Here is a 22,612-nt window from a genome sequence, read left to right as displayed (position 1 = left end):
CGGCGGGCGGACACCGATACTGTTTAGTGATGGTGTGCCACGTTAGCATAAGCCTTTCTCCGATATGGGGGTTCGCGCCGATCGAAGACCCGCCGCCCGGTCGGGCGAACCCGGGGGGAAGCCGTCGAAGGTCGAACCCGAGCGCCCTTGTCCGTGGCCGCCGTCGATCGGACATGGAGGAGCTGCCGGAGGGGTGGCGGCGGTGGAGCGACGAGCCCGACCGGACGGTGTTCGTCTACCGGCCGGACGTCTTCGACTCGCAGGCGTTTCCCGCCGCCTGTATCCCGACGCTCTACCTGAGCAACGGTCCACAGCGGAACCGCCGGCCCGAACAGCGGCGGCCTGACTACCGACCCCGACAGTGGCACGCCACCCTGTATCTCGAACCCGACGTCGTGCTCGCGGAGGAGCGCTACGACGACCGCGAGGGCGCCCTCGAGGGCAGTGCCGTACTGGCCCGGCGGTTCGCGGCGGGGGAACTCGACTATCGCTCGGCCTACCAGGTCCCCCGCGAGGCGTACCTCGATCGGCTCGACGAACTGACCGGGCGAGACGCTTAACCGCCGCGTACACCTACCGTCGACCATGACCACGATCTCGCTCATCGGCACGCGGCTGGCGGAGGTGGGCCGGGAGTTCGTCTACCACGGCGAGGCCGACGCCTGTGAGGGCTGTCCCTACCGTGCGCAGTGTCTCAACCTGGCCGAGGGCCGTAAGTATCGCGTGACGGACGTCCGTGAGAAGGCACAGACGCTCGAGTGCGGCGTCCACGACACCGGCGTCCAGGCGGTCGAGGTCGAACCCGCCTCGGTGAAGGCCAACGTCCCCGAACGCCGGGCCTACGCCGGCAGCAAGGGCGCGCTCGCGGGCGACTGTCCGTACACCGAGTGTCCGAGCCACGAGTTCTGCGTGCCCGACGGCGCGGAGTTCGACCAGGAGTACAAGATCCGGGAGGTGCTCGGCGATCCGCCACACGACTACTGTATGCTGGATCGCGATCTGACCCTCGTGGAGTTCGCCCCGCCCGACGAGTGAACGGCGATGTCGATCGAGGGACGGTTTCCGACGGTCGCGTACGTATCGGTACGGTTAGGACTAAGCGGTCGGCGCGGAATTCACGGACGTGTTTTCCTACAAGTCGTCGATGGCGACGCCGATCCGGCTCCTCCCCCGCGAGCAGCGCGAGGGACGCCTCCGCGAGGCGGGCTACAACGTCTTCGACCTCGGCGCGGATGACGTGTTCGTCGACCTGCTGACCGACAGCGGCACCGGTACGATGAGCGACGCCCAGTGGGCCGCCATGGTTCGGGGCGACGAGGCGTACGCGGGCAGCCGGAGCTTCGAGCGCCTTCGGGCCGCCGTCTCCGAGGTGATGGGGTTCGATCGAGTGGTACCGACCCACCAGGGACGGGGTGCCGAGAACGTCCTCTACGGTCTCCTGGTCGGGGAGGGCGACGTCGTTCCGAACAACACCCACTTCGACACCACGCGCGCACACGTCGCCGAGAACGGCGGCGATCCCGTCGACTGTCCGGTCGAGGGCGCCGATGATCCCGACGCTGAGGGCGCGTTCAAGGGGAACCTCGACGTCGAGACGGTCCGAACGCTCGCCGAGGACGTCGACGCCGAGCGAATCCCCGCAATCGTCCTCACGATGACGAACAACTCCATGGCCGGCCAGCCCGTGAGCGTGGCGAACGTCGAGGAGACCCGCGCGCTCGCAAACGAGCTCGACGCGACCTTCGTGATCGACGCCTGTCGGTTCGCCGAGAACGCGCACTTCGTTCGCCGGCGCGAGGACGGCTACGCCGATCGGCCGCTCGCGGAGATCGCCCATGAACAGCTCTCGCACGCCGACGCGCTCGTGATGAGCGGCAAGAAGGACGGGCTGGCGAACGTCGGCGGGTTCGTCGCGGTGCGCGATTCCGATCTGTTCGATCGCGCGAAACAGCGGGCGATCCTCTACGAGGGCTTTCCCACCTACGGCGGGATGGCCGGCCGGGACATGGCCGCGATGGCGGTCGGGCTCCGCGAGGCGGTCACCGAGGAGTATCTCGAGGCACGCGTCGGCCAGGTCGAGCGCCTCGGCGAGCGCCTCTACGAGGCGGGCGTGCCGATCTACACGCCCGTCGGCGGCCATGCGGTCTACCTCGACGCCGAACGGGCGCTGCCCGACGTACCTCCGAAAGCGTTTCCCGGCCAGACGCTCGTCTGCGAGCTCTACCGGGAGGGCGGCGTCCGGGGCGTCGAACTCGGGAGCTTCGCCTTCCCCGGCGCAGATCGGCCCGAACTGGTCCGCCTCGCGCTACCGCGTCGAACCTACCACGACGAGCATCTCGAGCACGTCGTCGAAACGGCCGCGGCCGTCCTCGAACGTCGGGAGGGGATCGACGGGCTGGAGATCGTCTCCGAGCCCGAGAACGAGTCGCTGCGTCACTTCAGTGCCGAGCTCCGGCCACGATAGGCCCGGACCGTCCGTCCCGCGCTACGGCCCCTCCTCGAGCGTCTCGGCGAAGGCGTAGTCCTCCTCGTCGGCCTCCGGATGGCGGCCGTCGAGTCGGATCCGCCATCCCTCGATCGCGGTCGGATCGTCGAGGGCGTCGCCGAGTCGCGTCCGGACGTCGATCACGTCCACGCCGTAGAAGTCGTGCGGGACGCCGTGGAGGTACTGGAGTGCGGTCTCGAACAGCGAGCGCATCCCGTCGTCGTCCTCGAAGTCGGCGTGCTTGTACGTTCCCGCGGCGACCTGTACCATCCCGTGGAGGAACTTGCTCTCGACGGAGCCGCTCGCGTAGTTGTACCACTCGTGCTCGAAGCAGTCGTGGGACTCGTGGTACTCCTCGGAGTTGAACAGCCGCACGCCGTGGACGGTCGCCCGACGAAGCGTGGCGTGCTCCCAGTAGCCGTTGGCGGGACCCTTGATCCGATCGTCGCCATCGATCACCCCGCCCTGGTGCCAGCCCGTCGGGTCGCCGTCGGGCGCCGGAACGGAAGGATCGCGGGTGTGCTCGTCCATACCGTCGCTTGGATGCGGATCCGCCTAACCGTTGGGTTCACGCTACCCCCTTCACTGCTCGGTCGCTCAGTAGACCGCCTCCCGGATCCCCTCGCGAAGCGTCTCGAACCCCGCTAAGTACTCCCGGCGTTCCTCGCGAAGCTCGGCAAGTTGGGTTTCGTAGTCCTCGCAGTGATCCGCAAGCCTAAACTCCTCGATCGGCATTCCGGGGACGCGTCTGGGGACGTCGAGCCCGAGCGTCGACTCGTGGGTCCAGTCGATCTCGCCACGTGCGGCGGCCATGAGGATCGAGATCGTGTGCTCGACCTCGATCGGTTTCTCCGCATCGCCGACGTAACCGGTGTTGAGCACGTAACACTCGGCGTCGGTCTGCTCGATCAGGTCGACAAAGCGGTTCCCTTCCTGGCCCTCCGGGCCCATGATGAACGGGTTCGTCCCGACGACCCGGATCGACTCACCTGCCCGCTCGGGGTCGCCCGCGCTCGTCTCGATCGACTCGCCGAGCATGAACGCGGCCGCTGCCTGGTCGGTAGACAGCCGCGAGATCGGTGGCATCAGCGGGTTGCGAGTGATGAAGAAGACCTGATCGGCGCGGTCACAGTCGATCCCGGCGGCGGCGCTTCGGAGGTCCTCCCGGCGGATCACCGCGCGGCCGTTGGTCGTGAGCGAACCGTCGTCGAAATCCACAGTGCCGTCATCGTCGACGGCGACGTTCTCCAGCACGGCCTCGGGACGGGTCGCGGCGTGATACAGCGCCGGCTGTTCGTCGCCATCGAGCTCCATCGTTTTGATGTAGAGTCCGCCGCCCTCGCTACCCGCAACGGTGCCGTCGGGAAAGAGCGCACAGACGTCGTCCTGAAGCATGACCGCCTCCTCGGGGTCCGAGAGCCAGCAACCGTGACCGGTGAGCGTCGACTTCCCGGTGCCGCTCAGCCCGAGGAACAGCTGGGTGACGTCCTCGAGTTCCCCGTCGGCCTCGATACGCACGCGTTTGGTACCGGCGTGCAACCCCAGCCCACCGCATCGTTTGGCGTAGTACATGAACAGCCGGAGGAACGACTTCTTGGCCTCGCCGGTGTAGTCGCTACCGACCACGACCGTCACGCCCGACTCGGGCAGCACCCGTATCGCCGTCTCCTCCCAGTCGGGCAGCTGGACCGTATAGAAATCGGGTTCGCGACCCTCGGACACCGGATCGAGGAGCTTCGCCCACGCGAGCGCGATCCGGCCGTACTTCTTCGGAACGAACAGCCGACAGCAGTAGGCGTGCTCGCGACCGACCATCCGATCGACACAGACGAGCTCCGTCTCGCTCATTCGATCGATCGCACCCTGGATGAGTCGCCAGTCCTCCTCCGTGAACGGATCGTCGACCGTGTTCTTCGTTCGGTCGGCGCTCCGGGACCGAAACTCGCTGACGTACGCGGGGCTGGCGTATTCGGTGGTCGTCTCGAGCGGCCTCGAGAACTCTCGAAGCCGTTCGAGGCTCGGGTCGTACGTGACGGTCTCGGCGTCCGGATCGGGGAAGTCCGTTTCGGGCGTGACCGATCGGCGTACGCTGATCGGCTCGCCCGGGGTGGCATCGCCTGACATCTGACCGAACGTACGACGTGCACGGTTGTTAACTATGCCGTGCTTACGGCCATGCGGCCGTACTCTGGCGGAAAACGACTCGAACCGTAGCTCTGTCTCGGTGGTTCGGATGGTTCTCGATCGGGACGTGGTCGTGCGATCCGGAATCTTTTAGCACGCGCGCGGCCGACCTCGGGATGCGTGCGAGGGTAGCCAAGCCCGGAAACGGCGGCGGACTCAAGATCCGCTCCTGTAGAGGTCCGTGGGTTCAAATCCCTCCCCTCGCACTCGCGAGAGTGCGGGAAGACGCTCGAGGAGCGCTCTTCCCTCGCAACAATTCTCCCGCTCCCGGTCGATCAGCGACGATCACGGACGTGTACGTCACCGGTCGACGGCACAAAAAGGGGGGACGGATCGGTCTAGGAACCCGTTTCGCCGAGTGCCGAGAGCCGGCGACAGTTGAGACACGGCCGAATGCGAAGCGGTTTCCCACACGTTTGACAGTTCCCTTCCGGATGGCGTCTGGTCATCGGACTACTCCATGTGATCGTTTATCACGATTAGGTATATCCCTTCCGATTCGATCGGCCACGACCGGGGACAGCCGAATGAGCCTCGGGACCCTAGGGGAGTCGAATGCCCACGCCAGCCGACGTCCGCCTCCTGCTCGATGTGATGCTCGGTAAGCTCGCGACCTACCTTCGGATGTGTGGGTACGACGCCGCCTACGCGCTCGATCGCGGCGTGGAGGACGACGCGGTCCTGTGCTCGGCCGCGGACCGGGAGGGACGCACGCTACTCACGCGCGACGTCGAACTCGCGACGAACGCGTCGGACGGACTCCTGCTCGAGTCGCATGACGTCCGAGGACAGCTCCTGGAGCTCTCACGTCGCGGGTATGCGCTCTCGCTCGACGCTCCGTCCCGGTGTTCGCGCTGCAACGGTCGACTGGACCGACTCGGCCCGGAGGAGGCCACCCCGCCGTTCGCTCCCGATCCCGACGGAACGCCGGTCTGGCGGTGTCGCGATTGTGGACAGCCGTTCTGGCAGGGCAGCCACTGGGAGGACGTCGCCGATACCCTCGAAGGGATCCGTCGAGCCGCCGAGGGCGGTCGGTCGACCGCCCTCGACGGATCGGAACCCTGAAACGGTCACCGATCACCCTCATGGACATGAACGACGCGTTCGACCGGATCGATCCCGTCCGAGCGTGGGCGGCGACGCTGGCGGGAGCGATCATCGCCCTCGTCGTCGGCTCGCTCGCCTTCCCTCGGCGGGTGTACGACGGGTTCGTCTGGAAGTACTTCTGGGGTCCGGTCGTCGCCGACGGCACCGGCTCGACCTGCGCACGGCGGGTCGACGGCGAGACCGTGCTGCTCGACGGTGCGAGCGAATGCCAGCGGGCTGCCGGCGTCGTCGCCGAGCCCGGCTACACGACGATCTCGACGGTCAGCTACGCGCTGATTCTCGTCTTCGCCCTGGTCGGCGTCGTGTTCCTGCTGCAGCGACTCGATATCGGGAGCGGACACGGTTTCTTCTTCGCGCTGTTCCCGTTCATGCTGTTCGGCGGCGCGCTCAGGACCGTCGAGGACGCGAGCATCGCGCTGCTGCGGGCGGGCGATCCCGCGATCCCGTTCCCGTGGAGCGGCCTGCTCATCAGTCCCCTGATCTACTTCACGGTCTTCTTCGTCACGCTCGCCGCGGTGCTTCTCAGCGTCGCCGCCGCCCGCCGAGGGCCCGTCGATCGGTACGAGTACCCCCTCGCCGGGATCGGAACGGCCGCGCTCGTCGTGACCGTCGGTTACCTCGGCTGGCTCGCGAACACGACCGGACTCCTCGGCTTCCATCCGATCGTCTCGATCGTCACCCTCGGCGGCGCGACGCTGATAGCCGCACTCGCCTGGGTCGGGACCGAACGTTACGCCCCCGAAGTCAACGCCGGTACGGGCTACATGGGCGTGCTCGTCGTCTGGGGCCACACCGTCGACGGGATCGCGAACGTGCTCAGCCTCGACTGGGCGTCGGCGCTCGGACTGCCGACGTACACGCCCAAACACGTGGTGAACAGCGCGATCGTCGACGTGACCGGGGCGCTCCAACCCGAGTCGGTATCGAGCGCGATCGGCACCGCGTGGCCGTTCCTGTTCGTGAAGGTCGGCGCCGCCCTGTTCGTCGTCTGGGTGTTCAACGAGGAGATCTTCGAGGAGAGTCCCCGCTACTCGATGCTGCTCCTGGTCGCCGTCACCGCCGTCGGTCTCGGTCCCGGCACGCGCGACTTCCTCCGGGCGACGTTCGGAATCTAACTGATATATCTAGTATTATTAGTGTATCTATATTCTTAACTATATTGAGAGAGTAGACTGATCAATGATAGGTCAACGCGGACCGGACGGGAAGCGTCACCTCCCCGAGCATCGACCTGGCTGTTACTACGGCCGCATGGAGGACTGCTGTGCGCTGTGTATGTGGCGGCTAGTCAAGGAAGCGCTGCCGCGGATCGGACCGGATCGGTCCCACCACGACGAACCCGTCGGTACGCAGGTGGTGGTACCGACGCTTCGTGGGAGAGAGGACCGCGATGCCGTCGACCTCGTCTCCGGAGAGGTAACGGAGATCCACGAGGCGGAGCGGTCCCGCGACTCGTTCGCCGTTCGACTGGACGACGGAGAGACGCTCGCAATCACGGTCGAACGGGTCGATTGAGGCCGGTCAGGGGTACGGATGGGGCTGTCGGTCCGGGCGGGGTTCGAACCCCAGGCTTCGTGGCACGGTTCTCGCGCGCTCGGCGAAGACCGGCTCTCGGGTGAACAGCGGTTGGGCCTCCGGAACCAGCACGCGCGCGACCTCGAACCCGAGGTCGCGAACGTCCCGCGGGGTGAGCCACGCGGCGTACGGCGTCAGACCGGCGTCCGTGATCCGCTCGAGCACCGTGTCGAGTTCGTTCGCCGAGGAGACGTCGACGCCGACCGCCGACGCGTCGACCCGGCCGTCGACGTCGATGAACTCCCGAGCGGGGGCGGGGAACGAGCCGTATCGCCCGATCCACCCCGATGACGATTCGGCTCCTTCGGGACCCATCGATCGCAGCTCCATCCAGTTCTGTAGCGCCTCACAGAGCGCCGATCGAGCGGCGGCGTTCGTATCGAGGTTCGCGTCCGAACCGACGGCGAACCGCGGCCAGCCGGCCTCGCCGTCCGGTTCGTTCCCCTCGCGGTGGACCGCCACCGCCACGACGGGAACGTCGACGTCCTGGGTCACCAGCAGTGGCGTCACTGACAGCCCCTCGCTCGCCGCCCGCCGCGAGAGCGTCTCGAAACCCCCGTCCTCGACGTCGAGTTCGAGCGGCTCGAACGTCGAGTACCACGCCAGCATCGTCGCGTCGCGCTCGACGGTCTCGTAGAGCCCCGAGAGCAGCGCCGCGTCGGGCGAGCTACCCAGTCCGAGACCCGTCGTGATCGCCGACCCGAAGCGCTTCTCCGGCGGCGGAAAGTGGACGAACTCGGCGGGCAGCGAGACGGACTCACCGCTATCGAGGCGCTCACCGTCGACCCACGGGATCTCCGCGTCGGTGTCCTCGACGCCGGCGAAGACCGCGGGCGGGACGGCGTCGGGTCGATCCGCGGGCCGATCGTGATCGAGATTCGCGTTCCGGTAGACGCCCGCCCCGTAGCGTTCGAGCGCCTCGCCGAGCGCGCGCATGTACGCCGTGTTCCAGTCGACGGCGACGCCCGCGGCCTTCGTCGCGGCGCTCACGTCGCTGAACCCGCTCGTCTCCGCCCCCGTCGCCAGGTAGTACGGTGCGGGGAACGACGCTACCTCGCCGACCTCGCGGACGATCCCGAGTCGTTCGTCGACGGCGACCTCCGCACGGGCGATCGCGTCCTCGAGCGGTCGATCTACGCGTTCGCCGCGCTCGGGTGCCTGCGTCCGTTCGCCACAGGAACAGGTCGGTACCGGAAGCAGCCGTCGCTGCGTGTACGGGAGTTCGATGACGCCGCCCAGAAGCGAGGTCTCATCGCCGCCGAGTGCGGCGACGAGTTCGTAGCCGGCGATCGCGCCCGCGAACCGGGCGGATCGAGGATCGGTCTCGACGCTGTCGACGGCGGGATCGCCGGCCGCGACCCGCGTTCGAAGACACGTATAACAGCCCGTCTCGGGCGTGAAGCCGGCGACCGAGGCCACGACGTCCTCGAGGGCGTATCCTCCCACGCCTCCCAGCTCGACCGCGATCCAGGGGCCCTCGATGGCATCGTTCGCACGCGCGAAGCGGTCGTCCCCGGTCCGCGCGATCACGACGCCGACTCGAGTGCTCGGAAGGTCGTCGACGTCGACCCGCGCCGCGTCGATCCCCGCGTCCGCGAGCGCTGCCTCGATCGCCTCAGTCGCGGGGCCCGACCCCGCGATACCGACGGTACTCATGGCGTCGGATCGGTCGCGGGGAGGAATAAAACCGACCGACTCAGGTCAGGAGGTTCTGTGCGACGCTCGCGAGCTGGTCGGTGTTGGCCTCGTAGAGGCGCTCGTCGCCGAACTTCAGTCGGAGCCGGGGTCGGCCGACGTCGATCGGGACCTTCTCGGTGTCGATGAGGCCCATGTCCTCGAGACGGGTCTTCGTCCGCGAGAACGTTGCCTTGCTCGCGATGCCGACGTCCTCGCCCCACTTGCTGATGTCGTAGAGCAGCACCTCGTTCTTCGCGGCGACGAGCAGGCTGATCGTCACCTCGTCGAGCCCGTTGCCATCGCCACGGGCGGTCTGGAGCGAGCTGAGGACGCCTGTGAAGTCGTTCTCGACGCCGTCGCCGATGTCGGCCGAGAGCGTCGAGCGGACCTGCGAGAGCGGCGGCGTCCGGAGGTTGAACTCCGAGGCCCCCTCCCACGTGGTCGTGTACTCGTCGTACGCGACGTCGACGAACTCCGCATCGTCAGTCGTCAGTCCGGCGACGGTGTCGCCGACGTTGATGAGCGCGACGACCTGATCGGGACTGATCAGCAGCGAGTTCTCGTTCTCGTCCTCGAGCACTCTGAGCCGCAGCGCGTCCTCGTGGACGAGGTCGGCGGCGTTGCTCGCGAGGATGAAGTCGCCCATTACGTCCTTCAGCGTCGACTCATCGCCGAGGAGTCGGATCTCCGGTAGGTCGGAGAGCCCACCGGCGACGTCGACCAGCTCCTCGATCGCGGTCGCGGACGGGTTGACGACGAGCAGGGTCTCGTCGGTGTCTTCGAGGACGGTTCGAAGGATATCTTCGATGTCGTCGTCCAGTAAATTTGAGGCCATAGTTGTGAGTGCACAATATATTCACAGGTATTTAATTATAACGGCTTGACGGACCCGACAGACCTCCCGAGAGCCGGTTCTCGGCGTTTTCGTCCCTCGATCGGGAGCCGGCGTACGCCCCCCCGCTCCGACGGCCTCGCTCACTCGACCCGGACGCGAAGCTGCGTGGCGAGTTCCTCCGGCCAGAAGAACTGACCGTCGTAGACGACCGGTGCGTCGATCGACTCCAGCATCTCGAGGAACGACGACCGATCCAGCGTCGACTCGGTCGTCGTTCCGAGGAGGTGGGGTCGGTCGGTGCCCATCCCCTCGGGGTAGTACCAACTGCCCGCCGTCCAGTTGGGGAGGACGTCGTAGGTGATCGCGAACCTGTCCTCGTCGGTCCTGTCGGCGACGACGGTGCCCGGATGACGATCGCGCCGACCGCCGAGCACGTGGGTTCCGTCCCCGACGACGGCGTAGTTCTTCCCCATCATGATCTGGCGCCGGGCTAGCTGCATCGCGCGGTCGATGCTGAACCCCGCGAGCAGCAGCCGCGCGAAGGTCGTTCCGACGGTCGCGGCCTGCTCGTTGAGCACCTTCGAGAACGTCACGCCGCCGGCGACGCTCCCGCGTTCGATCAGTGACCGTCCCTCGTAGTAACTCCCGCAGGCGTTCAGGAAGAACGTCTGGGCGTTGCTCTCCGGGATCGATTCGGTTGCGAGATTTCCGTCGGTACACCGCAGCCCGTCGACGTCACAGTGACCGATGTAGTGGACGAACGCGCTGCGTCGCTGGAACACCTGTGAGAGCTCCTCGCGGGTGAGCCCGTGATGGACGGTCACGTCGATGGGGAGGCGTGCCGTGCGTTCCTCGTAGATCCGGGCGACCTCGCGACACTCCTCGGCCATCTCCGGGTCGTTGCCGACGACGATGAAGGGGAGTCGACCGTCCGTATCGAGCCCGGCGAGCGCGTTCTCGAACGCCCGCGTGCTCGGACTGAAGACGTCGATCGGCGTCGTGTCGTCGATCCAGGCGTGTGAACGCCCCGGGGTAGACTGGGGTCTGACGACGTCGACCGACACCGCCGGACGTGCCTCGGGTCGGCGATAGAAGTCGGTCAACGACCGTTTGAGCAGTTCCTTTCCGTCGAGCGACCGCGTCCGCGGACGGTGGATCAGACTGAGTCGATCGAGCAGATAGGGCAGCGCCAGCGCGGTCTCCGGCTCCATCGAGAGCGACGTCGAGAGGTGCCAGTCGGGAACCTCGTCGTCGACGCCGTCGTCACAGCCCTCGAGATACGCATGCAGCCGCTCGGCGGGACTCGCGTGTTCGAGCGCGACGGGGTCGAGACCCAGATCGCTCGGATCGGGTAGACCCGCCAACAGCGGGCCCGCTCGCCGACAACAACAGTCGAGGTAGAACGTTCGTCGCAGCAGCGATTCGACCGCCGCCTCGACGTCCTCTAGTTCGCGTTCGAGACCGACGGCGGGCGCTCGAAGGGTCGGGGTCGCTCCCGGCTCGACCGTGACCGCCGCCTGGAGGTAGTACGCGAGCGGCGCGGTGACGAGGACGGACTCGTGATCGTCGGGGACGACGATCTCGATCCCGGTGTCCGCCGTCGCGTCGCGGACCCTCTCGGGGATCGAGGTCTCGCCGTACTCGATCCGGGGCGGATGCCCGCGGAGGGCGGGGATCGACCGTTCGGGACCCGTCGTCTCGAAGCCGGCGTGGAGGTGCGAGACCGCGCGGGCGAGACCGGCCGGATCGTCCGGAACCGTCACCGTGGCCTCCGGTCGGCGGAGCTGGCTTCGGAAGCCGAGCGTGACCGTCTGACGATCGTCGAGCGTCACCTCCAGCGACTGATCGGGGGCCGAGAGGGTCGCCGGCCCGTCGAACCGGACCGCCGTCTCGATCGGGGTGTCGATGCTGAGGAGGTACCGATCCGACGAGAGTTCGGTTCGGCCGCGCGCCAGCGACCCGTAGCTCTCGTCGTCGTTCAGGCTCGTCACCGTCGCGCGCGCGGTCCCGAATGCCAGTTTGGAGACCTGTCCGGAAACGGTCGTATCGACCGGGCGCGGGAGCGTTCCGCCGGCGTAGAACTCCCCCCAATCGGGGGCGGAAATCTCGACGGCGGCGCTACGATCGGACACGCGCAACCCCGCCGTCGTCACCTCCCAGTCGATCATATTACGATATGATGTGATGTCACCAGTAGATAATAGGTCTGTCGGCGTCGGCAGATATATTCCCGGGATGTCAGGTTCGACGACGGACGAGCGAAGCCATCGCGTCGGACGACATGAGGTAGACTTTAGACCGGCGCGGCGAACGTCCAGCCATGGACATGGAGTACGACACCGTCCGCGAGATCGATCCCGCGGTCGCCGACGCGCTGACGTCGGAGGTCGATCGCCAGCGCTCCGGCCTCCAGATGATCGCGAGCGAGAACCACGTCTCGTCCGCGGTGCTCGAGGCACAGAGCAGCGCACTGACCAACAAGTACGCCGAGGGCTACCCCGGAAAGCGATACTACGCCGGCTGCGAGCACGCCGACCGCGTCGAGGAACTCGCCGTTTCACGCGCGAAGGAGCTCTGGGGAGCCGACCACGTCAACGTCCAGCCCCACTCGGGAACGCAGGCGAACATGGGCGTCTACCTGGCGATGCTCGAGCCCGGCGATAAGATCCTCTCGCTCGATCTGACCCACGGCGGCCACCTCAGCCACGGCCATCCCGCGAACTTCGCGGGTCAGCTGTTCGAGGTCGAACAGTACGAGGTCGACCCCGAGACGGGCTACATCGACTACGAGGGACTCGCCGCGCAGGCGGCGGAGTTCGAACCCGACGTGATCGTCTCGGGCTACTCCGCCTACCCGCGCGAGGTCGAGTGGGAGCGGATCCAAACGGTCGCCGAGGACGTCGGTGCCTACCACCTCGCCGACATCGCCCACATCACGGGGCTCGTCGCGGCGGACGTCCACGCCTCGCCGGTCGGCATCGCGGACTTCGTCACCGGTTCGACGCACAAGACGATCCGCTCGGGTCGCGGCGGGATCATCATGTGCGAGGAGGAGTTCGCGGGCGATATCGACTCGGCCGTCTTCCCCGGCGCCCAGGGCGGGCCGCTGATGCACAACGTCGCCGGGAAGGCCGTCGGCTTCCAGGAGGCACTCCAGCCGGAGTTCGAGGCGTATGCGGAACAGGTCGTCGAGAACGCGCGCACGCTGGGCGAGACCCTCCAGGAGAACGGCCTCTCGCTGGTGTCGGGCGGGACCGACACCCACCTCGTGCTCGTCGATCTGCGCGACTCGCACCCCGAGACGACCGGGGGCGACGCCGAGGACGCCCTGGAGGAGGCGGGGATCGTCCTGAACGCCAACACCGTCCCCGGCGAGACCCGCAGCGCGTTCAACCCGAGCGGGATTCGGGCGGGGACGCCCGCGATCACCACCCGCGGGTTCGAGGAGGAGGAGATGCGGACCGTCGGTGACTGCATCGCACGCGTGGTCGACGCGGCCGCCACCGACGACGAGAGCGCGATCGAGGAGGTCGGCCGGGAGGTCGACGCGCTGTGTGAGGCCCACCCGCTCTACGAGGACTGAACGGTCCGGGACGGCCCGCGAGGCCGAACCGGGAGCGCTAGTTCTCTCTTCACGACGCCTCGTCTTCGTCATGGCAAACCATCAGCGAAGCGACCGGTATCGGTGACCGACTCGTCGAGACCGTCTCCGCGTGGCCCGGCGTCGAGGTCGGCCCCCACCGCTTCGGCGCCGTGGAGTTCACGATCGGTGAGCGAGAGATCGGCCACGTCCACGGCAGTCGGGTGCTCGACGTCGACTTCCCGAGGCGCGTGAAGGACGCCCTGATCGCCGAGGGAAACACGAACGACCACCGCTTCGCGGGCGGCTGGACGAGCTTCTCCCTCGACTCGGAGGCGGTCTCGAACGGGCGGTTCGACTGCTGTGGAGCTCCTCGCTCTACACCGCGCTGACGCTGCGACGCAAACCAGTAGGTCAGGAGACCCTCACGGAGGTGGATCTCGAGGACCAACTCGACTCGCTCGACCCCGACGAGGAACTCCGATCGGTCTTCGATCGGATGTGCCCCTGAGAACCGAACCGAACCGAACCGACGAGGGTTACTCGGTGTAGGAGCTCTCGCCCACGACCGCGACGAACTCGCCGCGACCGATCGAGTCGTCGGGCTCGAACTCCCTGACGGCGACGCGGATCCGCTTTTCCACGTGCTCCGGCTCGGCGTTCTTCACGTAGAGCCGGGTGTCGCCGATGAACGCGACCCCTCGATCCTCCCCGGGATCGTACTCCGCGAGGAAGACGTTGACCTCCGAACCGGGCTGCAGCGTCGGGTGGGTGGTGCGGAACTTCCAGCCGCGCAGGTACTTCGAGAGGAAGCTCATAGTCGGGCCACCTCCTCGCTCTCGCGGTCGGTGAGATACTCGCGGCCGAAGCCGGTGATCGCCGCGAGCACGAAGACGGTGACGAGCAGCCAGCCGTGGAAGACGAACGGTACGACCTGCACGGGGTTGACGACCATCCCGGCAGTGAACCAGTCGAACTGGCCCGGCAGCTCCGCCATCGCCGTGTAGCCGACGAGGACGCCGCCGGACCAGGGGAAGATGTACCCCAGCGCGGACGTCTGGGCGTCGAGGATGTTCGCCCGGCGGTAGCCGTTGATGTTGAACCGCTCGCCGACCTTCGAGATGAACGGACCGATCGCGACCTCGGCGGCGGTGTTGATCGTGATCACCGCGTTGATCAGCGCCGAGGAGCCGACCATCGTGAGCTCGGCGTTTCGCACGTTGGTCGCGAGGCGATCGAGCGACCAGTCGAGGATCGCCTGGAACGCCCCCCCGCGGATCATGATCTGGGCGGCGGCGATGATCAACAGGACGAGGATCGACAGCGCGAAGAATCCTACCGCGCCCTCGAGGATGCTGCCGCCGACGCCGACGGCCTCGGGGTCCTCGACGATCTCGAGGATCGGCAGGAACGCGAGTGGCTCCGCGAGCGGCGCGTCCGCCGGCGCGCGGAAGACGACGATCTCCGCGGCCGTCGAGAGCCCGAGCACGACGTTCAGGACGACCGCGGTGATGATCCCCCAGGAGATCGCCTCGACGATGTGACGGCCGGCGACGGCGGTGCCGATCACCATCGCCATCGAGAGCAGGTGGACGAGCCCGATCGGCCGGCTCTGATCGAGGAGGATCTGCTGGGCGTCGCCCGAAACGTCGACGCCCGGCATCACCGCGCCCGCCAGGATGTACGCCCCGAAGGCGATCGCCGCGGCGATGATCGCGTACTTGAACCGCGAGGCGACGACGCCACCGATGTCCGAGTCCTGGGTGACGGCGCTCACGATCGTCGTGTCGCTGACGGGCGCGAGGTTGTCGCCGAAGATCGCCCCCGAGAGGATCGCGCCGAACAGCAATACGGGGTTCGCCCCGAGCAACACGCCGGCCGGGAAGAACAGCGTGACGAACGCGATCGTCGTCCCGTAGCCGGTGCCGATGCCGGTCGCGAGCACCGCCGCGAGCACGAACGTCATCGCGGGAAAGAGCACCGCGCCGACGCCGGTGGCGTCCGCGAGCCAGACCAGTCCCTCGACGAATCCGCCGACCTGGAGCGTCTCGGCGAACATGCCCGCCCAGAGCCAGGCGACGATCGCCGTCACGGCGACCGGCTGGGTCATCCCCTCGAAGATGGTGTTCGCGTACGTCTTCCAGTTGCCCTTCGCGAACAGCATCCCGACGATCAGTCCGATCAGCATGCCCGCGACCAGGCCCTCGGTGTCGGAGATGCGCCAGAGCGCGGTCTGGGCGATCGCCCACACGATGAAGAAGACGATCGGGACCGCGCTCATGCCGCGTCCACCGTAGAACTCGATGTGCGGCCGCTCCTGTTCCTCTCGGCCGAACCCGCTCATGACGTCCGTGTCTGTCGAATCGCTCATATCATTCGTCTCATTCCTCCCAACCGGAGGTGATAAACGTGACGTCTATCGGCGTCGACGTTCTCCGGGGTGGCGTACGTGCCCAGCGGCGCGCTCGGAGTCCGATCCGTGGGGTCTTCCCATCCGCTACGCCAAGATACACCCGCGGCGAGACCGAACCGGAGAGCATGCAGGCACGCGTGATCGACGGTTTCGGCGATGGGGACGTCTTCGAGACGCGCGAGGTCGAGACGCCCGAACCCGGGCCCGGCGAGGTCCGGATCTCGGTCGCGGCCTCGAGCGTCAACCCGGTCGACTACAAGATCCGGCGGGGCGACCTGCCCGACTTCGCCCCGGCGTTCCCCGCGATCCTGGGCTGTGACGTCGCCGGCACGGTCGACGCCGTCGGCGAAGGTGTCTCCGAGTTCGAGCCAGGCGACGAGGTCTACGGCATGCCCGGCGGCGTTGCGGGCAGCCCCGGTGCACTGGCCGAGTACACGATCGCCGACGCCGACGTGATCGCGTCCGCACCCGAGTCGCTCTCGCTCCCGGAGGCCGCCGCGCTTCCCGTGGTCGCGCTCACCGCCTGGGAGATGCTGATCGACAAGGCGGACGTCGGTCCCGAGGACGTCGTGCTCGTCTACGGCGGCTCGGGCGGCGTCGGCCACGTCGGCGTCCAGATCGCGAACGCGGTCGGCGCCCGGGTGATCGCGACCGGTTCCACCGAGGAGAAACGCGCCATCAGCGAGGAACTCGGCGCGGACGCCACCGTCGACTACACCGAGCAGTCGGTCGAGGAGTACGTCGACGCCCACACCGACGGCACGGGCTTCGACGTCGTCTTCGACCCGATCGGCGACGCCCACCTCCAGACCGCGTTCGAGGCAGTTCGTCCCTACGGCCGGGTCGCCACCACCGAGTCGAGTTCGACCCAGGACCTGAGCGCGATGCACGCGAACGCCCTCTCGCTCGACGTCGTGCTCGCGATCCTACCGATCCTGCAGGACGAACGACAGGCCCGCCTCGGCGACGAACTGCGCGAGATCGCCGCTCTAGTCGACGACGGGGATCTCGAGCCGCTGCTCGACGAGCGACGGTACGGCTTCAGCGAGGTCGGCGAGGCCCACCAACGGCTCGAGGCCGGCGAGGGCGTCGGCAAGATCGTCCTCGAGAACGACCTCTGAGCTACGAGAACCCGCTGGTGAAGATGACGACCCACTGGCCGTAGTCGTAGCGTTCGTGGACCTCGACCGACTCCACCCACTTCACCCACTGGAAGCCGCGCCGGCCGGGCGTGACGACGCGGAGGGGAAAGCCGTGGCCGTGGCTGATCGGTTCGTCGCCGACGTGGGTGGCAAGCAGGGCGTCGCGGGCCTCCTCGATCGGCAGACTCCAGCGATAACCCGTCACCGATCGGAACCGCACGTAGCGCGCCCGTTCGTCGGGCTCGACCGCGTCGAGCAGGTCGCCGATCCGGACGCCGGTCCAGTCCTGTACCGAGTACCAGCCGCTCGTACAGTCGAGCGTCGTCCGCTTGCGCTCGGCGGGCGCGAGGTCGTCGTACGCGAGGTCCAGTTCCGTAGCGGTGGCGCCGCCGACCGTCAACGACCAGTCGTCGGGATCGACCGGGTCGGGATCGTCAGCGACCCAGCTGGTGGTGGGAAAGGCGTTGCCCGCGAGGCTCCCCCGTTCGCGCGATCCGGTGAACCGTCTGTCGGCCCCGGGCGTGTCGAGCAGCCGGCTGATCGCGCTCTGGGCGCGCCAGGCGAGCGTTCCCGTCGCGGCGAGGGCGAGATACGTCAGTGCGGTGCGCCGGCCCTCGAAGTCCGTCCGTTCGGGCGGGCGATACCGCCCGGCGAGATGGACCAGCGCGAGCGGCAACAGGAGCAGGCCGAGCGCCATGTGGAGCATGAGGAACTCCCAGTAGCCGACTCGCCAGTGGAAGCCGAACGCCCAGAGAACCCCGGTGGCGAGCGCGGCGACGGCGACCAGCGCGGCGAGGATCGAGACGGGCGTGGTCCGGTCCCAGCGCGAGCGGTCCGTGATCCGCCGGCGCACCCGTCGGAGCTTCCAGAACAGCAGGACGACGAGCGTCAGCCCGGCGATCCCGTGAACGTAGAACAGCCAGCGGTGTTCGGGCCGGCCGACGGTGAGGCTCGCCACTCCGGAGGCGACCTCGAAGCAGACCAGCGCGAACAGCGTCCAGTCGACGAGCCGCGCTGGCAGCGAGAACCGGCCCATGGTTCGGGTAGGGACTCGAAGGGATAGGCTCTGTCGCTACTGGCTGTGTTCGTACTCCTCGTAGTCGGGGTCGGGGTCGATCCGCGAACCGACCCAGGCGCCGAGCGCGATGCCGTAGACGGCGTGGGAGGCGTGGAAGATCGTCTCCGCGTCCGCCTCGAGATCCATATCGAGCATCCGCTGGAGCATCACGCGCTCGCCGAACGCCGAGAGCGCGAGCCCGAAGATCGCCCCCCAGACGACGCCCTCGGTCTCGGTCGCCGACCGCGGGAGGTTCATCCGCGGATAGAGCAGGCCGAACAGCGCGCCGAAGCTCACCCCGTAGAGGACGTGAAGGACGGCCCCCATCCCCGTGTACTCCTCGGGGTGGCCGCTTCCGACGTACTTCGCCCAGAAGTTCGCGGAGGGCGGCAGCGACCGGAGGATCGGCAGCCGGAACGCGGTCATCACGAACGTCGCGAACAGCCCGCCCTGGACGGCCCGGATCAACGACCGGGCGGTGAAGACCGGCGTCGATTCGGCTGCCTTCACCGCATCGCTCTCCGAGGACGGTACCTCTCCGCCTTCGTCCTCGTTCGAACCTAACAGTGCCATTGTCTACCGACTCATCGACCCTCGGGCCTATAACTCCGGTCCCTGACTCGGCCGGCACTTCGACGTGCCCGGCGAGTGTATACACGAATATGCATATTAGAAGGAGATAATGGCCCCAGATGAACACGGATCCGAGCGTTGAAGGCGGTGGATCGCCCACGGTCGGCCATGACGACGATCATCGACGGGGAGAGGGTCGCGAGCGAGATCCGCGACGCGCTCGGGGGATCGATCGAGACGCTCGCCGACGCGGGCGTCCGACCGGGGCTCGCGACGGTGCTCATGGGCGACGATCCCGCGAGCGAGACCTACGTGAACATGAAACAGCGCGACTGCGAGGAGGTCGGCATCGAGGGCGTCCACGTCGACGTCGACGGCGACGCACCCGCCGAGGAGCTCTACGAGACGATCGATGAGCTCAACGCCGATCCCGCGATCCACGGCTACCTCGTCCAGGCCCCGGTCCCCGACCACATCGACTACCGCGAGGTACTGCGGCGGATCGACCCGACGAAGGACCTCGACGGCTTCCACCCCGAGAACGTCGGTCGGCTGGTCGCCGGCGACGCGCGTTTCAAGCCGTGTACCCCCCACGGGATACAGAAGCTGTTCGAGGCGTACGACGTCGAGACCGAGGGTGCTGACGTGACGATCGTGGGCCGATCCGAGATCGTCGGCAAGCCGATGGCGAACCTGCTGATGCAGAAGGCTGACGGCGGAAACGCCACCGTCACCGTCTGTCACTCCCGGACGCGGAACCTCGAGGAGAAGACCCGCGATGCGGACGTCGTCATCGCCGCCTCCGGGGTGACGGAGCTGATCGACGGCTCGATGCTCTCGGAGGGCGCCGTGGTGATCGACGTCGGCATCAGCCGCGTCGAGGCGGACAACGAGAGGGGCTACGAGCTCGTCGGCGACGTCGAGTTCGAGAGCGCGCGCGAGAAGGCGAGCGCGATCACGCCCGTCCCGGGCGGGGTAGGTCCGATGACCCGCGCGATGTTGCTCTACAACGCCGTCATGGCCGCCTCGGAGCGCGAGGGCGTAGCGGTCGAGCTACCCTAACGAGTCGAGCCGGTCCTGTGCGCGCGCGAGCGCGAGTTCGCCCTCGCGGAGATACCGGCCGATCTCGCGTGCCACCTCCACCAGCCGTTCGGCCGTCGTCGGGTCGACGGCCCCGTCGAGCGCCTCGACGCGACGACGGTGGTCCTCGAGCCGCTCGAGCGCGGAGCGGACGGCGGGCTCGGTCGCATCGGTCGCGTCGAGCCACTCCAGGACGTCCGTCCGATACTCCTCGACCGCCCGCGCGTAGGCGAGCCCGCGGGCGGACTCGAACGTCCGCGGGACCCGATCGGCCGGCGGCCGGTCGATCTCGAGCAGCGAGAGGAGGTAGAGCTGCTCCTCGTCGTCGGTCGCGGCGTCGAGCGCCCCCGAGGAGAGCGTTCGATCGTACTCGCCGATCGCAACCTCGAGTTCGCTCGCCACCAGATACGTCTCGTCGAGGTCGAGCAGCTCGCCCTCCCGGACGAAACCGCGTCGGCGTCGGTAGCGCCGACACTGCTCGCGGACGTCGTCGGCCGTTTCGACGAGCGGGCGGTCGGCGAGCGCCTCCCTGGCGGACGAGAGATCGAACGTGGCGGGACCGTCGGTGTGCAGCCGGCGTTCGTCGTCGCGACCGACGCTGCGAAGCGAGCCACAGTCGGGACAGGTGACCTCACCCGTCTCGTAGTACGACCAGCGCGTCCCGCAGTCGGCGCACTCGCGATTGCCGCGGATCTCCATGCGTCGGCTACCCCCTCCGAGGGGAAAACCTCCACGACCGACCGATGCCCGAGGACGTAACTTGATGAGAGCGGGGCTCCCAGTAGCCGTATGCGCTCGGAAGAGGAGGTCCGCGAGCAGTACGAGTTTCTCAAAGAACAGCTCGAGAGCGAGGAACTGCGCCACGAGAGCATCCGGGAGATGTTCACGTACTACAAACGCTCGCTCGGCTGGGTGCTCGAGGAGGAACACATCTAAGTCATCCGACCGGTTGCGGTAGGTTTATACCATCGTAGCGTGATTGAACATGTGACGCTTCGCTTTGGAGGGCCGAAGCGTCAGCGGGGACCAATTCAGGGCGGCAAGCAGTCACGCGGGGTTTTCCCGCGTGAATTGCTTCCATTCTACGGACCACGACCGTCGCGAGTCACGACGCCGTCCACCGATCATCGTCCGACCGCCGGTTCCGAACGGCCGTTTGAGATATTAATACGAACACATGTTTGATAGTATATCGTAATAGTTCGAAATCTGCTGATCGAAGCCCGATTTCCCACACGTTTATGAAATCGTGGATCGAACTGTCACCGAGAGCGATACATGCATGATCTGACGGGATTTCAACGGGATCTGCTCTATACCATCGCCGGGGAGGAGGAGCCCCACGGACTGGCGATCAAGGAGGTACTCGAGGCGTACTACGGGAAGGAGATCCACCACGGACGGCTCTACCCGAACCTCGATACGCTGGTCGATAAGGGGCTGGTGGAGAAGGGCGAGCGCGACCGGCGGACGAACTACTACGCCCTGACCCGCAGGGGCCGCCAGGAGATCGAAGCCCGGCGAGAGTGGGAGGCGCAGTACGTCGAGCCGTAGAGCGGAGTCGTTAACTCTCGGGACGGCGAGAGGACCGTCGTGACAAGTGCCGAGTCGGTGTTCACCGTCGCGCTCGACGGTCCGCTCGTCCGGATCCTGCTGGCGGCGGCGCTCGGACTGTTCCTCGGGCTCGAACGCGAGTGGTCGCATAAGTCCGCCGGGATCCGCACGTTCTCGTTGATCGGCCTGCTCGGTGCGGTCTTCACCATCCTCGAGGAGCCGCTGTTGCTCGTGGTCGGCGGTCTGCTCGTCTCCGCGCAGGGGCTGTTGCTCGCGGTGCGGGGGTTGCTCGACGAGGACCGGGGGCTCTCGCTGACCACCGGCGTCTCGATGCTCGTCGCCTACGGCGTGGGGGTGCTCGTCGGCACGGGGCTGTTCATCGAAGGAGTGACGGTGGCGATCCTCTCCTCGATGCTCCTGGTGTTGAAACGCGAACTCCACAGCTTCGCGTGGGGGATGAGCCGCGCGGAGCTCCGTTCGAGCGCGGAGTTCGCCGTGCTCGCGTTCGTGATCTACCCGCTGTTGCCGCCCGGGTCGGTCGACGTCGGCGCCGGCGGGTTCTCGGTCGCGGTCGAACCGCGCGTGATCTGGCTGATGGTCGTCACCGTCGCGGGGATCGGCATCGTCAACTACGCGATCGTTCGCTCCTACGGCGGGCGCGGCATCGCGGTCACCGGCTTCTTCGGCGGGCTCGCCTCCTCGACCGCCGTCGTCGGAACGATGCTCGATCACGTCCGTCAGCACCCCGCGGCGGCCTCCTACGCGGCGGCAGCGATCCTGCTCGCCGACGCGGCGATGGCGTTTCGCAACCTGGCGATCGCGGTGGCGTTCACCATCGATGCGCCCCTCTATGGCGTGATCGTCCCGCTCGGAGCGGTGGTGGTCGGTAGCGTCGCCATCGCCGCCGCGATCGCCGACTGGGGCGAGGAGATCGAGATGAAACTCGAGAGCCCGTTCTCGCTTCGAAACGCCCTCGGGTTCGGGGCGATCTTCCTGCTGATCGTCGTCTCGGGGGCGTTCGCGGAGGCGTATCTCGGCACCGCCGGCTTCTACGCGACCGCGGCGCTCTCGGGGCTGGTCTCGAGCGCCGGCGCAGCGACCTCGGCGGTCGTGCTCTATCGGACCGGCGCGCTCGCATACGATGTGACGGTGGTCGCCATCCTGCTCGCGACGGCCTCGAGCATCATGGTGAAGGCGATGCTCGCCGCGACGAGCTCCGACCGAGCGTTCACGCGACAGGTCGCGATCTGGAGCGGCGCCCTGTTGGTCGTGACGGCCGTCTCGGCCGCGCTCGTGGCGCTGTAGTCCGGTCGAACCGTTTAACCTGTCACTCTTCGTAGCCGGCCCATG

23 protein-coding genes and 1 tRNA gene are annotated in these 22,612 nt (G+C 67.4%); 14 read left to right on the top strand and 10 right to left on the bottom strand.

Features of this window, described 5'->3' with window-relative positions:
• The first annotated feature begins 173 nt into the window (after positions 1-173).
• The 3 genes from V0Z78_RS08045 (at position 174) to V0Z78_RS08035 (ending at position 2,464) form a co-directional block, all read left to right on the top strand.
• Positions 174-560, top strand: coding sequence for a DUF5820 family protein (locus V0Z78_RS08045; RefSeq protein ID WP_336344113.1), 387 nt, complete (start codon positions 174-176; stop codon positions 558-560).
• Positions 561-585: 25 nt separating this feature from the next.
• A complete protein-coding gene (locus tag V0Z78_RS08040; protein ID WP_336344112.1) occupies positions 586-1,035 on the top strand; it encodes a UPF0179 family protein in 450 nt (149 codons plus the stop codon).
• An 88-nt stretch (positions 1,036-1,123) separates the two neighbouring features.
• Positions 1,124-2,464: a tryptophanase gene (locus tag V0Z78_RS08035; RefSeq protein ID WP_336344111.1), complete on the top strand. Its 1,341-nt coding sequence runs from the start codon at positions 1,124-1,126 to the stop codon at positions 2,462-2,464.
• A 21-nt stretch (positions 2,465-2,485) separates the two neighbouring features.
• Here the strand turns inward: V0Z78_RS08035 and V0Z78_RS08030 are convergent, their stop codons facing one another.
• Positions 2,486-3,016, bottom strand: a complete 531-nt coding sequence (locus V0Z78_RS08030; RefSeq protein ID WP_336344110.1) for a DUF309 domain-containing protein — start codon at positions 3,014-3,016, stop codon at positions 2,486-2,488.
• A 66-nt stretch (positions 3,017-3,082) separates the two neighbouring features.
• Positions 3,083-4,609, bottom strand: coding sequence for a phosphoenolpyruvate carboxykinase (ATP) (locus V0Z78_RS08025; protein ID WP_336344109.1), 1,527 nt, complete (start codon positions 4,607-4,609; stop codon positions 3,083-3,085).
• 182 nt (positions 4,610-4,791) lie between these two features.
• Between V0Z78_RS08025 and V0Z78_RS08020 the strand changes: the two genes are divergently transcribed.
• From V0Z78_RS08020 to V0Z78_RS08005, 4 genes are all read left to right on the top strand, one after another.
• A tRNA-Leu gene (locus tag V0Z78_RS08020) sits at positions 4,792-4,875 on the top strand.
• A gap of 349 nt (positions 4,876-5,224) precedes the next feature.
• Entirely contained in the window at positions 5,225-5,734 is a 510-nt protein-coding gene (locus V0Z78_RS08015) for a Mut7-C RNAse domain-containing protein (protein ID WP_336344108.1), read from the top strand.
• 26 nt (positions 5,735-5,760) lie between these two features.
• Entirely contained in the window at positions 5,761-6,891 is a 1,131-nt protein-coding gene (locus V0Z78_RS08010) for a DUF63 family protein (protein ID WP_336344107.1), read from the top strand.
• A gap of 64 nt (positions 6,892-6,955) precedes the next feature.
• Complete coding sequence (locus V0Z78_RS08005) at positions 6,956-7,291, top strand: hypothetical protein (RefSeq protein WP_336344106.1); 336 nt, start codon at positions 6,956-6,958, stop codon at positions 7,289-7,291.
• A gap of 6 nt (positions 7,292-7,297) precedes the next feature.
• Here the strand turns inward: V0Z78_RS08005 and V0Z78_RS08000 are convergent, their stop codons facing one another.
• From V0Z78_RS08000 to V0Z78_RS07990, 3 genes are all read right to left on the bottom strand, one after another.
• The gene (locus V0Z78_RS08000; RefSeq protein ID WP_336344105.1) at positions 7,298-9,007 is read right to left on the bottom strand and encodes a YcaO-like family protein; all 1,710 of its coding nucleotides are present in this window, start codon (positions 9,005-9,007) and stop codon (positions 7,298-7,300) included.
• Positions 9,008-9,047: 40 nt separating this feature from the next.
• Positions 9,048-9,863 (bottom strand): transcriptional regulator TbsP, encoded by an 816-nt coding sequence (tbsP, locus tag V0Z78_RS07995; RefSeq protein ID WP_336344104.1) that lies wholly within the window; start codon positions 9,861-9,863, stop codon positions 9,048-9,050.
• A gap of 140 nt (positions 9,864-10,003) precedes the next feature.
• Complete coding sequence (locus tag V0Z78_RS07990; protein WP_336344103.1) at positions 10,004-12,031, bottom strand: CHAT domain-containing protein; 2,028 nt, start codon at positions 12,029-12,031, stop codon at positions 10,004-10,006.
• Positions 12,032-12,189: 158 nt separating this feature from the next.
• On the opposite strand from V0Z78_RS07990, the gene glyA reads away from it, so the two are divergent.
• A complete protein-coding gene (glyA, locus tag V0Z78_RS07985) occupies positions 12,190-13,446 on the top strand; it encodes a serine hydroxymethyltransferase (protein ID WP_336345170.1) in 1,257 nt (418 codons plus the stop codon).
• 170 nt (positions 13,447-13,616) lie between these two features.
• Positions 13,617-13,835 (top strand): luciferase domain-containing protein, encoded by a 219-nt coding sequence (locus tag V0Z78_RS07980; RefSeq protein ID WP_457852002.1) that lies wholly within the window; start codon positions 13,617-13,619, stop codon positions 13,833-13,835.
• A gap of 147 nt (positions 13,836-13,982) precedes the next feature.
• Here V0Z78_RS07980 and V0Z78_RS07975 read toward each other — a convergent pair whose 3' ends face one another.
• Together V0Z78_RS07975 and V0Z78_RS07970 are read right to left on the bottom strand one after the other, a co-directional pair.
• The gene (locus tag V0Z78_RS07975) at positions 13,983-14,261 is read right to left on the bottom strand and encodes a DUF7513 family protein (RefSeq protein WP_336344102.1); all 279 of its coding nucleotides are present in this window, start codon (positions 14,259-14,261) and stop codon (positions 13,983-13,985) included.
• The gene (locus V0Z78_RS07970; RefSeq protein ID WP_409338681.1) at positions 14,258-15,814 is read right to left on the bottom strand and encodes a Na+/H+ antiporter NhaC family protein; all 1,557 of its coding nucleotides are present in this window, start codon (positions 15,812-15,814) and stop codon (positions 14,258-14,260) included. Before V0Z78_RS07970 ends, V0Z78_RS07975 begins: the two co-directional genes overlap by 4 nt.
• A 167-nt stretch (positions 15,815-15,981) precedes the next feature.
• Between V0Z78_RS07970 and V0Z78_RS07965 the strand changes: the two genes are divergently transcribed.
• The gene (locus V0Z78_RS07965) at positions 15,982-16,977 is read left to right on the top strand and encodes a zinc-binding dehydrogenase (RefSeq protein ID WP_336344101.1); all 996 of its coding nucleotides are present in this window, start codon (positions 15,982-15,984) and stop codon (positions 16,975-16,977) included.
• Position 16,978: 1 nt separating this feature from the next.
• Here the strand turns inward: V0Z78_RS07965 and V0Z78_RS07960 are convergent, their stop codons facing one another.
• Positions 16,979-18,034 (bottom strand): molybdopterin-dependent oxidoreductase, encoded by a 1,056-nt coding sequence (locus V0Z78_RS07960; RefSeq protein ID WP_336344100.1) that lies wholly within the window; start codon positions 18,032-18,034, stop codon positions 16,979-16,981.
• A gap of 36 nt (positions 18,035-18,070) precedes the next feature.
• The gene (locus V0Z78_RS07955) at positions 18,071-18,628 is read right to left on the bottom strand and encodes a DUF6789 family protein (protein WP_336344099.1); all 558 of its coding nucleotides are present in this window, start codon (positions 18,626-18,628) and stop codon (positions 18,071-18,073) included.
• 168 nt (positions 18,629-18,796) lie between these two features.
• Between V0Z78_RS07955 and V0Z78_RS07950 the strand changes: the two genes are divergently transcribed.
• Positions 18,797-19,690, top strand: a complete 894-nt coding sequence (locus V0Z78_RS07950; protein ID WP_336344098.1) for a bifunctional methylenetetrahydrofolate dehydrogenase/methenyltetrahydrofolate cyclohydrolase — start codon at positions 18,797-18,799, stop codon at positions 19,688-19,690.
• On the opposite strand, the gene V0Z78_RS07945 is transcribed toward V0Z78_RS07950, so the two are convergent.
• Entirely contained in the window at positions 19,682-20,407 is a 726-nt protein-coding gene (locus tag V0Z78_RS07945) for a DUF7117 family protein (protein WP_336344097.1), read from the bottom strand. The two genes, V0Z78_RS07950 and V0Z78_RS07945, sit on opposite strands and share 9 nt — an antisense overlap.
• Positions 20,408-20,497: 90 nt before the next feature.
• Here V0Z78_RS07945 and V0Z78_RS07940 point away from each other — a divergent pair, with 90 nt between their 5' ends.
• The 3 genes from V0Z78_RS07940 to V0Z78_RS07930 all read left to right on the top strand — a co-directional run bounded on the left by V0Z78_RS07940 (position 20,498) and on the right by V0Z78_RS07930 (position 22,567).
• Positions 20,498-20,644: a hypothetical protein gene (locus V0Z78_RS07940; protein ID WP_336344096.1), complete on the top strand. Its 147-nt coding sequence runs from the start codon at positions 20,498-20,500 to the stop codon at positions 20,642-20,644.
• A 342-nt stretch (positions 20,645-20,986) separates the two neighbouring features.
• Positions 20,987-21,262, top strand: a complete 276-nt coding sequence (locus V0Z78_RS07935) for a PadR family transcriptional regulator (RefSeq protein ID WP_336344095.1) — start codon at positions 20,987-20,989, stop codon at positions 21,260-21,262.
• Between the two features lie 39 nt (positions 21,263-21,301).
• The gene (locus tag V0Z78_RS07930; protein ID WP_336344094.1) at positions 21,302-22,567 is read left to right on the top strand and encodes an MgtC/SapB family protein; all 1,266 of its coding nucleotides are present in this window, start codon (positions 21,302-21,304) and stop codon (positions 22,565-22,567) included.
• The last annotated feature ends 45 nt before the right edge of the window (positions 22,568-22,612 follow it).

The organism is Halalkalicoccus sp. CG83 (assembly GCF_037081715.1).
Classification (GTDB): Archaea; Halobacteriota; Halobacteria; order Halobacteriales; family Halalkalicoccaceae; genus Halalkalicoccus; species Halalkalicoccus ordinarius.
This window is presented reverse-complemented; position numbering and strand designations above follow the sequence as displayed.

Excerpts from the sequence above, each read along its gene's own strand:
- V0Z78_RS08045 (WP_336344113.1), top strand. The coding sequence starts at position 174 with ATGGAGGAGCTGCCGGAGGGGTGGCGGCGGTGGAGCGACGAGCCCGAC.
- V0Z78_RS08040 (WP_336344112.1), top strand. The coding sequence starts at position 586 with ATGACCACGATCTCGCTCATCGGCACGCGGCTGGCGGAGGTGGGCCGG.
- V0Z78_RS08030 (WP_336344110.1), bottom strand. The coding sequence starts at position 3,016 with ATGGACGAGCACACCCGCGATCCTTCCGTTCCGGCGCCCGACGGCGAC.
- V0Z78_RS08025 (WP_336344109.1), bottom strand. The coding sequence starts at position 4,609 with ATGTCAGGCGATGCCACCCCGGGCGAGCCGATCAGCGTACGCCGATCG.
- V0Z78_RS08015 (WP_336344108.1), top strand. The coding sequence starts at position 5,225 with ATGCCCACGCCAGCCGACGTCCGCCTCCTGCTCGATGTGATGCTCGGT.
- V0Z78_RS08010 (WP_336344107.1), top strand. The coding sequence starts at position 5,761 with ATGAACGACGCGTTCGACCGGATCGATCCCGTCCGAGCGTGGGCGGCG.
- V0Z78_RS08005 (WP_336344106.1), top strand. The coding sequence starts at position 6,956 with ATGATAGGTCAACGCGGACCGGACGGGAAGCGTCACCTCCCCGAGCAT.
- V0Z78_RS08000 (WP_336344105.1), bottom strand. The coding sequence starts at position 9,007 with ATGAGTACCGTCGGTATCGCGGGGTCGGGCCCCGCGACTGAGGCGATC.
- tbsP (WP_336344104.1), bottom strand. The coding sequence starts at position 9,863 with ATGGCCTCAAATTTACTGGACGACGACATCGAAGATATCCTTCGAACC.
- V0Z78_RS07990 (WP_336344103.1), bottom strand. The coding sequence starts at position 12,031 with ATGATCGACTGGGAGGTGACGACGGCGGGGTTGCGCGTGTCCGATCGT.
- glyA (WP_336345170.1), top strand. The coding sequence starts at position 12,190 with ATGGAGTACGACACCGTCCGCGAGATCGATCCCGCGGTCGCCGACGCG.
- V0Z78_RS07975 (WP_336344102.1), bottom strand. The coding sequence starts at position 14,261 with ATGAGCTTCCTCTCGAAGTACCTGCGCGGCTGGAAGTTCCGCACCACC.
- V0Z78_RS07970 (WP_409338681.1), bottom strand. The coding sequence starts at position 15,814 with ATGAGCGATTCGACAGACACGGACGTCATGAGCGGGTTCGGCCGAGAG.
- V0Z78_RS07965 (WP_336344101.1), top strand. The coding sequence starts at position 15,982 with ATGCAGGCACGCGTGATCGACGGTTTCGGCGATGGGGACGTCTTCGAG.
- V0Z78_RS07960 (WP_336344100.1), bottom strand. The coding sequence starts at position 18,034 with ATGGGCCGGTTCTCGCTGCCAGCGCGGCTCGTCGACTGGACGCTGTTC.
- V0Z78_RS07955 (WP_336344099.1), bottom strand. The coding sequence starts at position 18,628 with ATGGCACTGTTAGGTTCGAACGAGGACGAAGGCGGAGAGGTACCGTCC.
- V0Z78_RS07950 (WP_336344098.1), top strand. The coding sequence starts at position 18,797 with ATGACGACGATCATCGACGGGGAGAGGGTCGCGAGCGAGATCCGCGAC.
- V0Z78_RS07945 (WP_336344097.1), bottom strand. The coding sequence starts at position 20,407 with ATGGAGATCCGCGGCAATCGCGAGTGCGCCGACTGCGGGACGCGCTGG.
- V0Z78_RS07940 (WP_336344096.1), top strand. The coding sequence starts at position 20,498 with ATGCGCTCGGAAGAGGAGGTCCGCGAGCAGTACGAGTTTCTCAAAGAA.
- V0Z78_RS07935 (WP_336344095.1), top strand. The coding sequence starts at position 20,987 with ATGCATGATCTGACGGGATTTCAACGGGATCTGCTCTATACCATCGCC.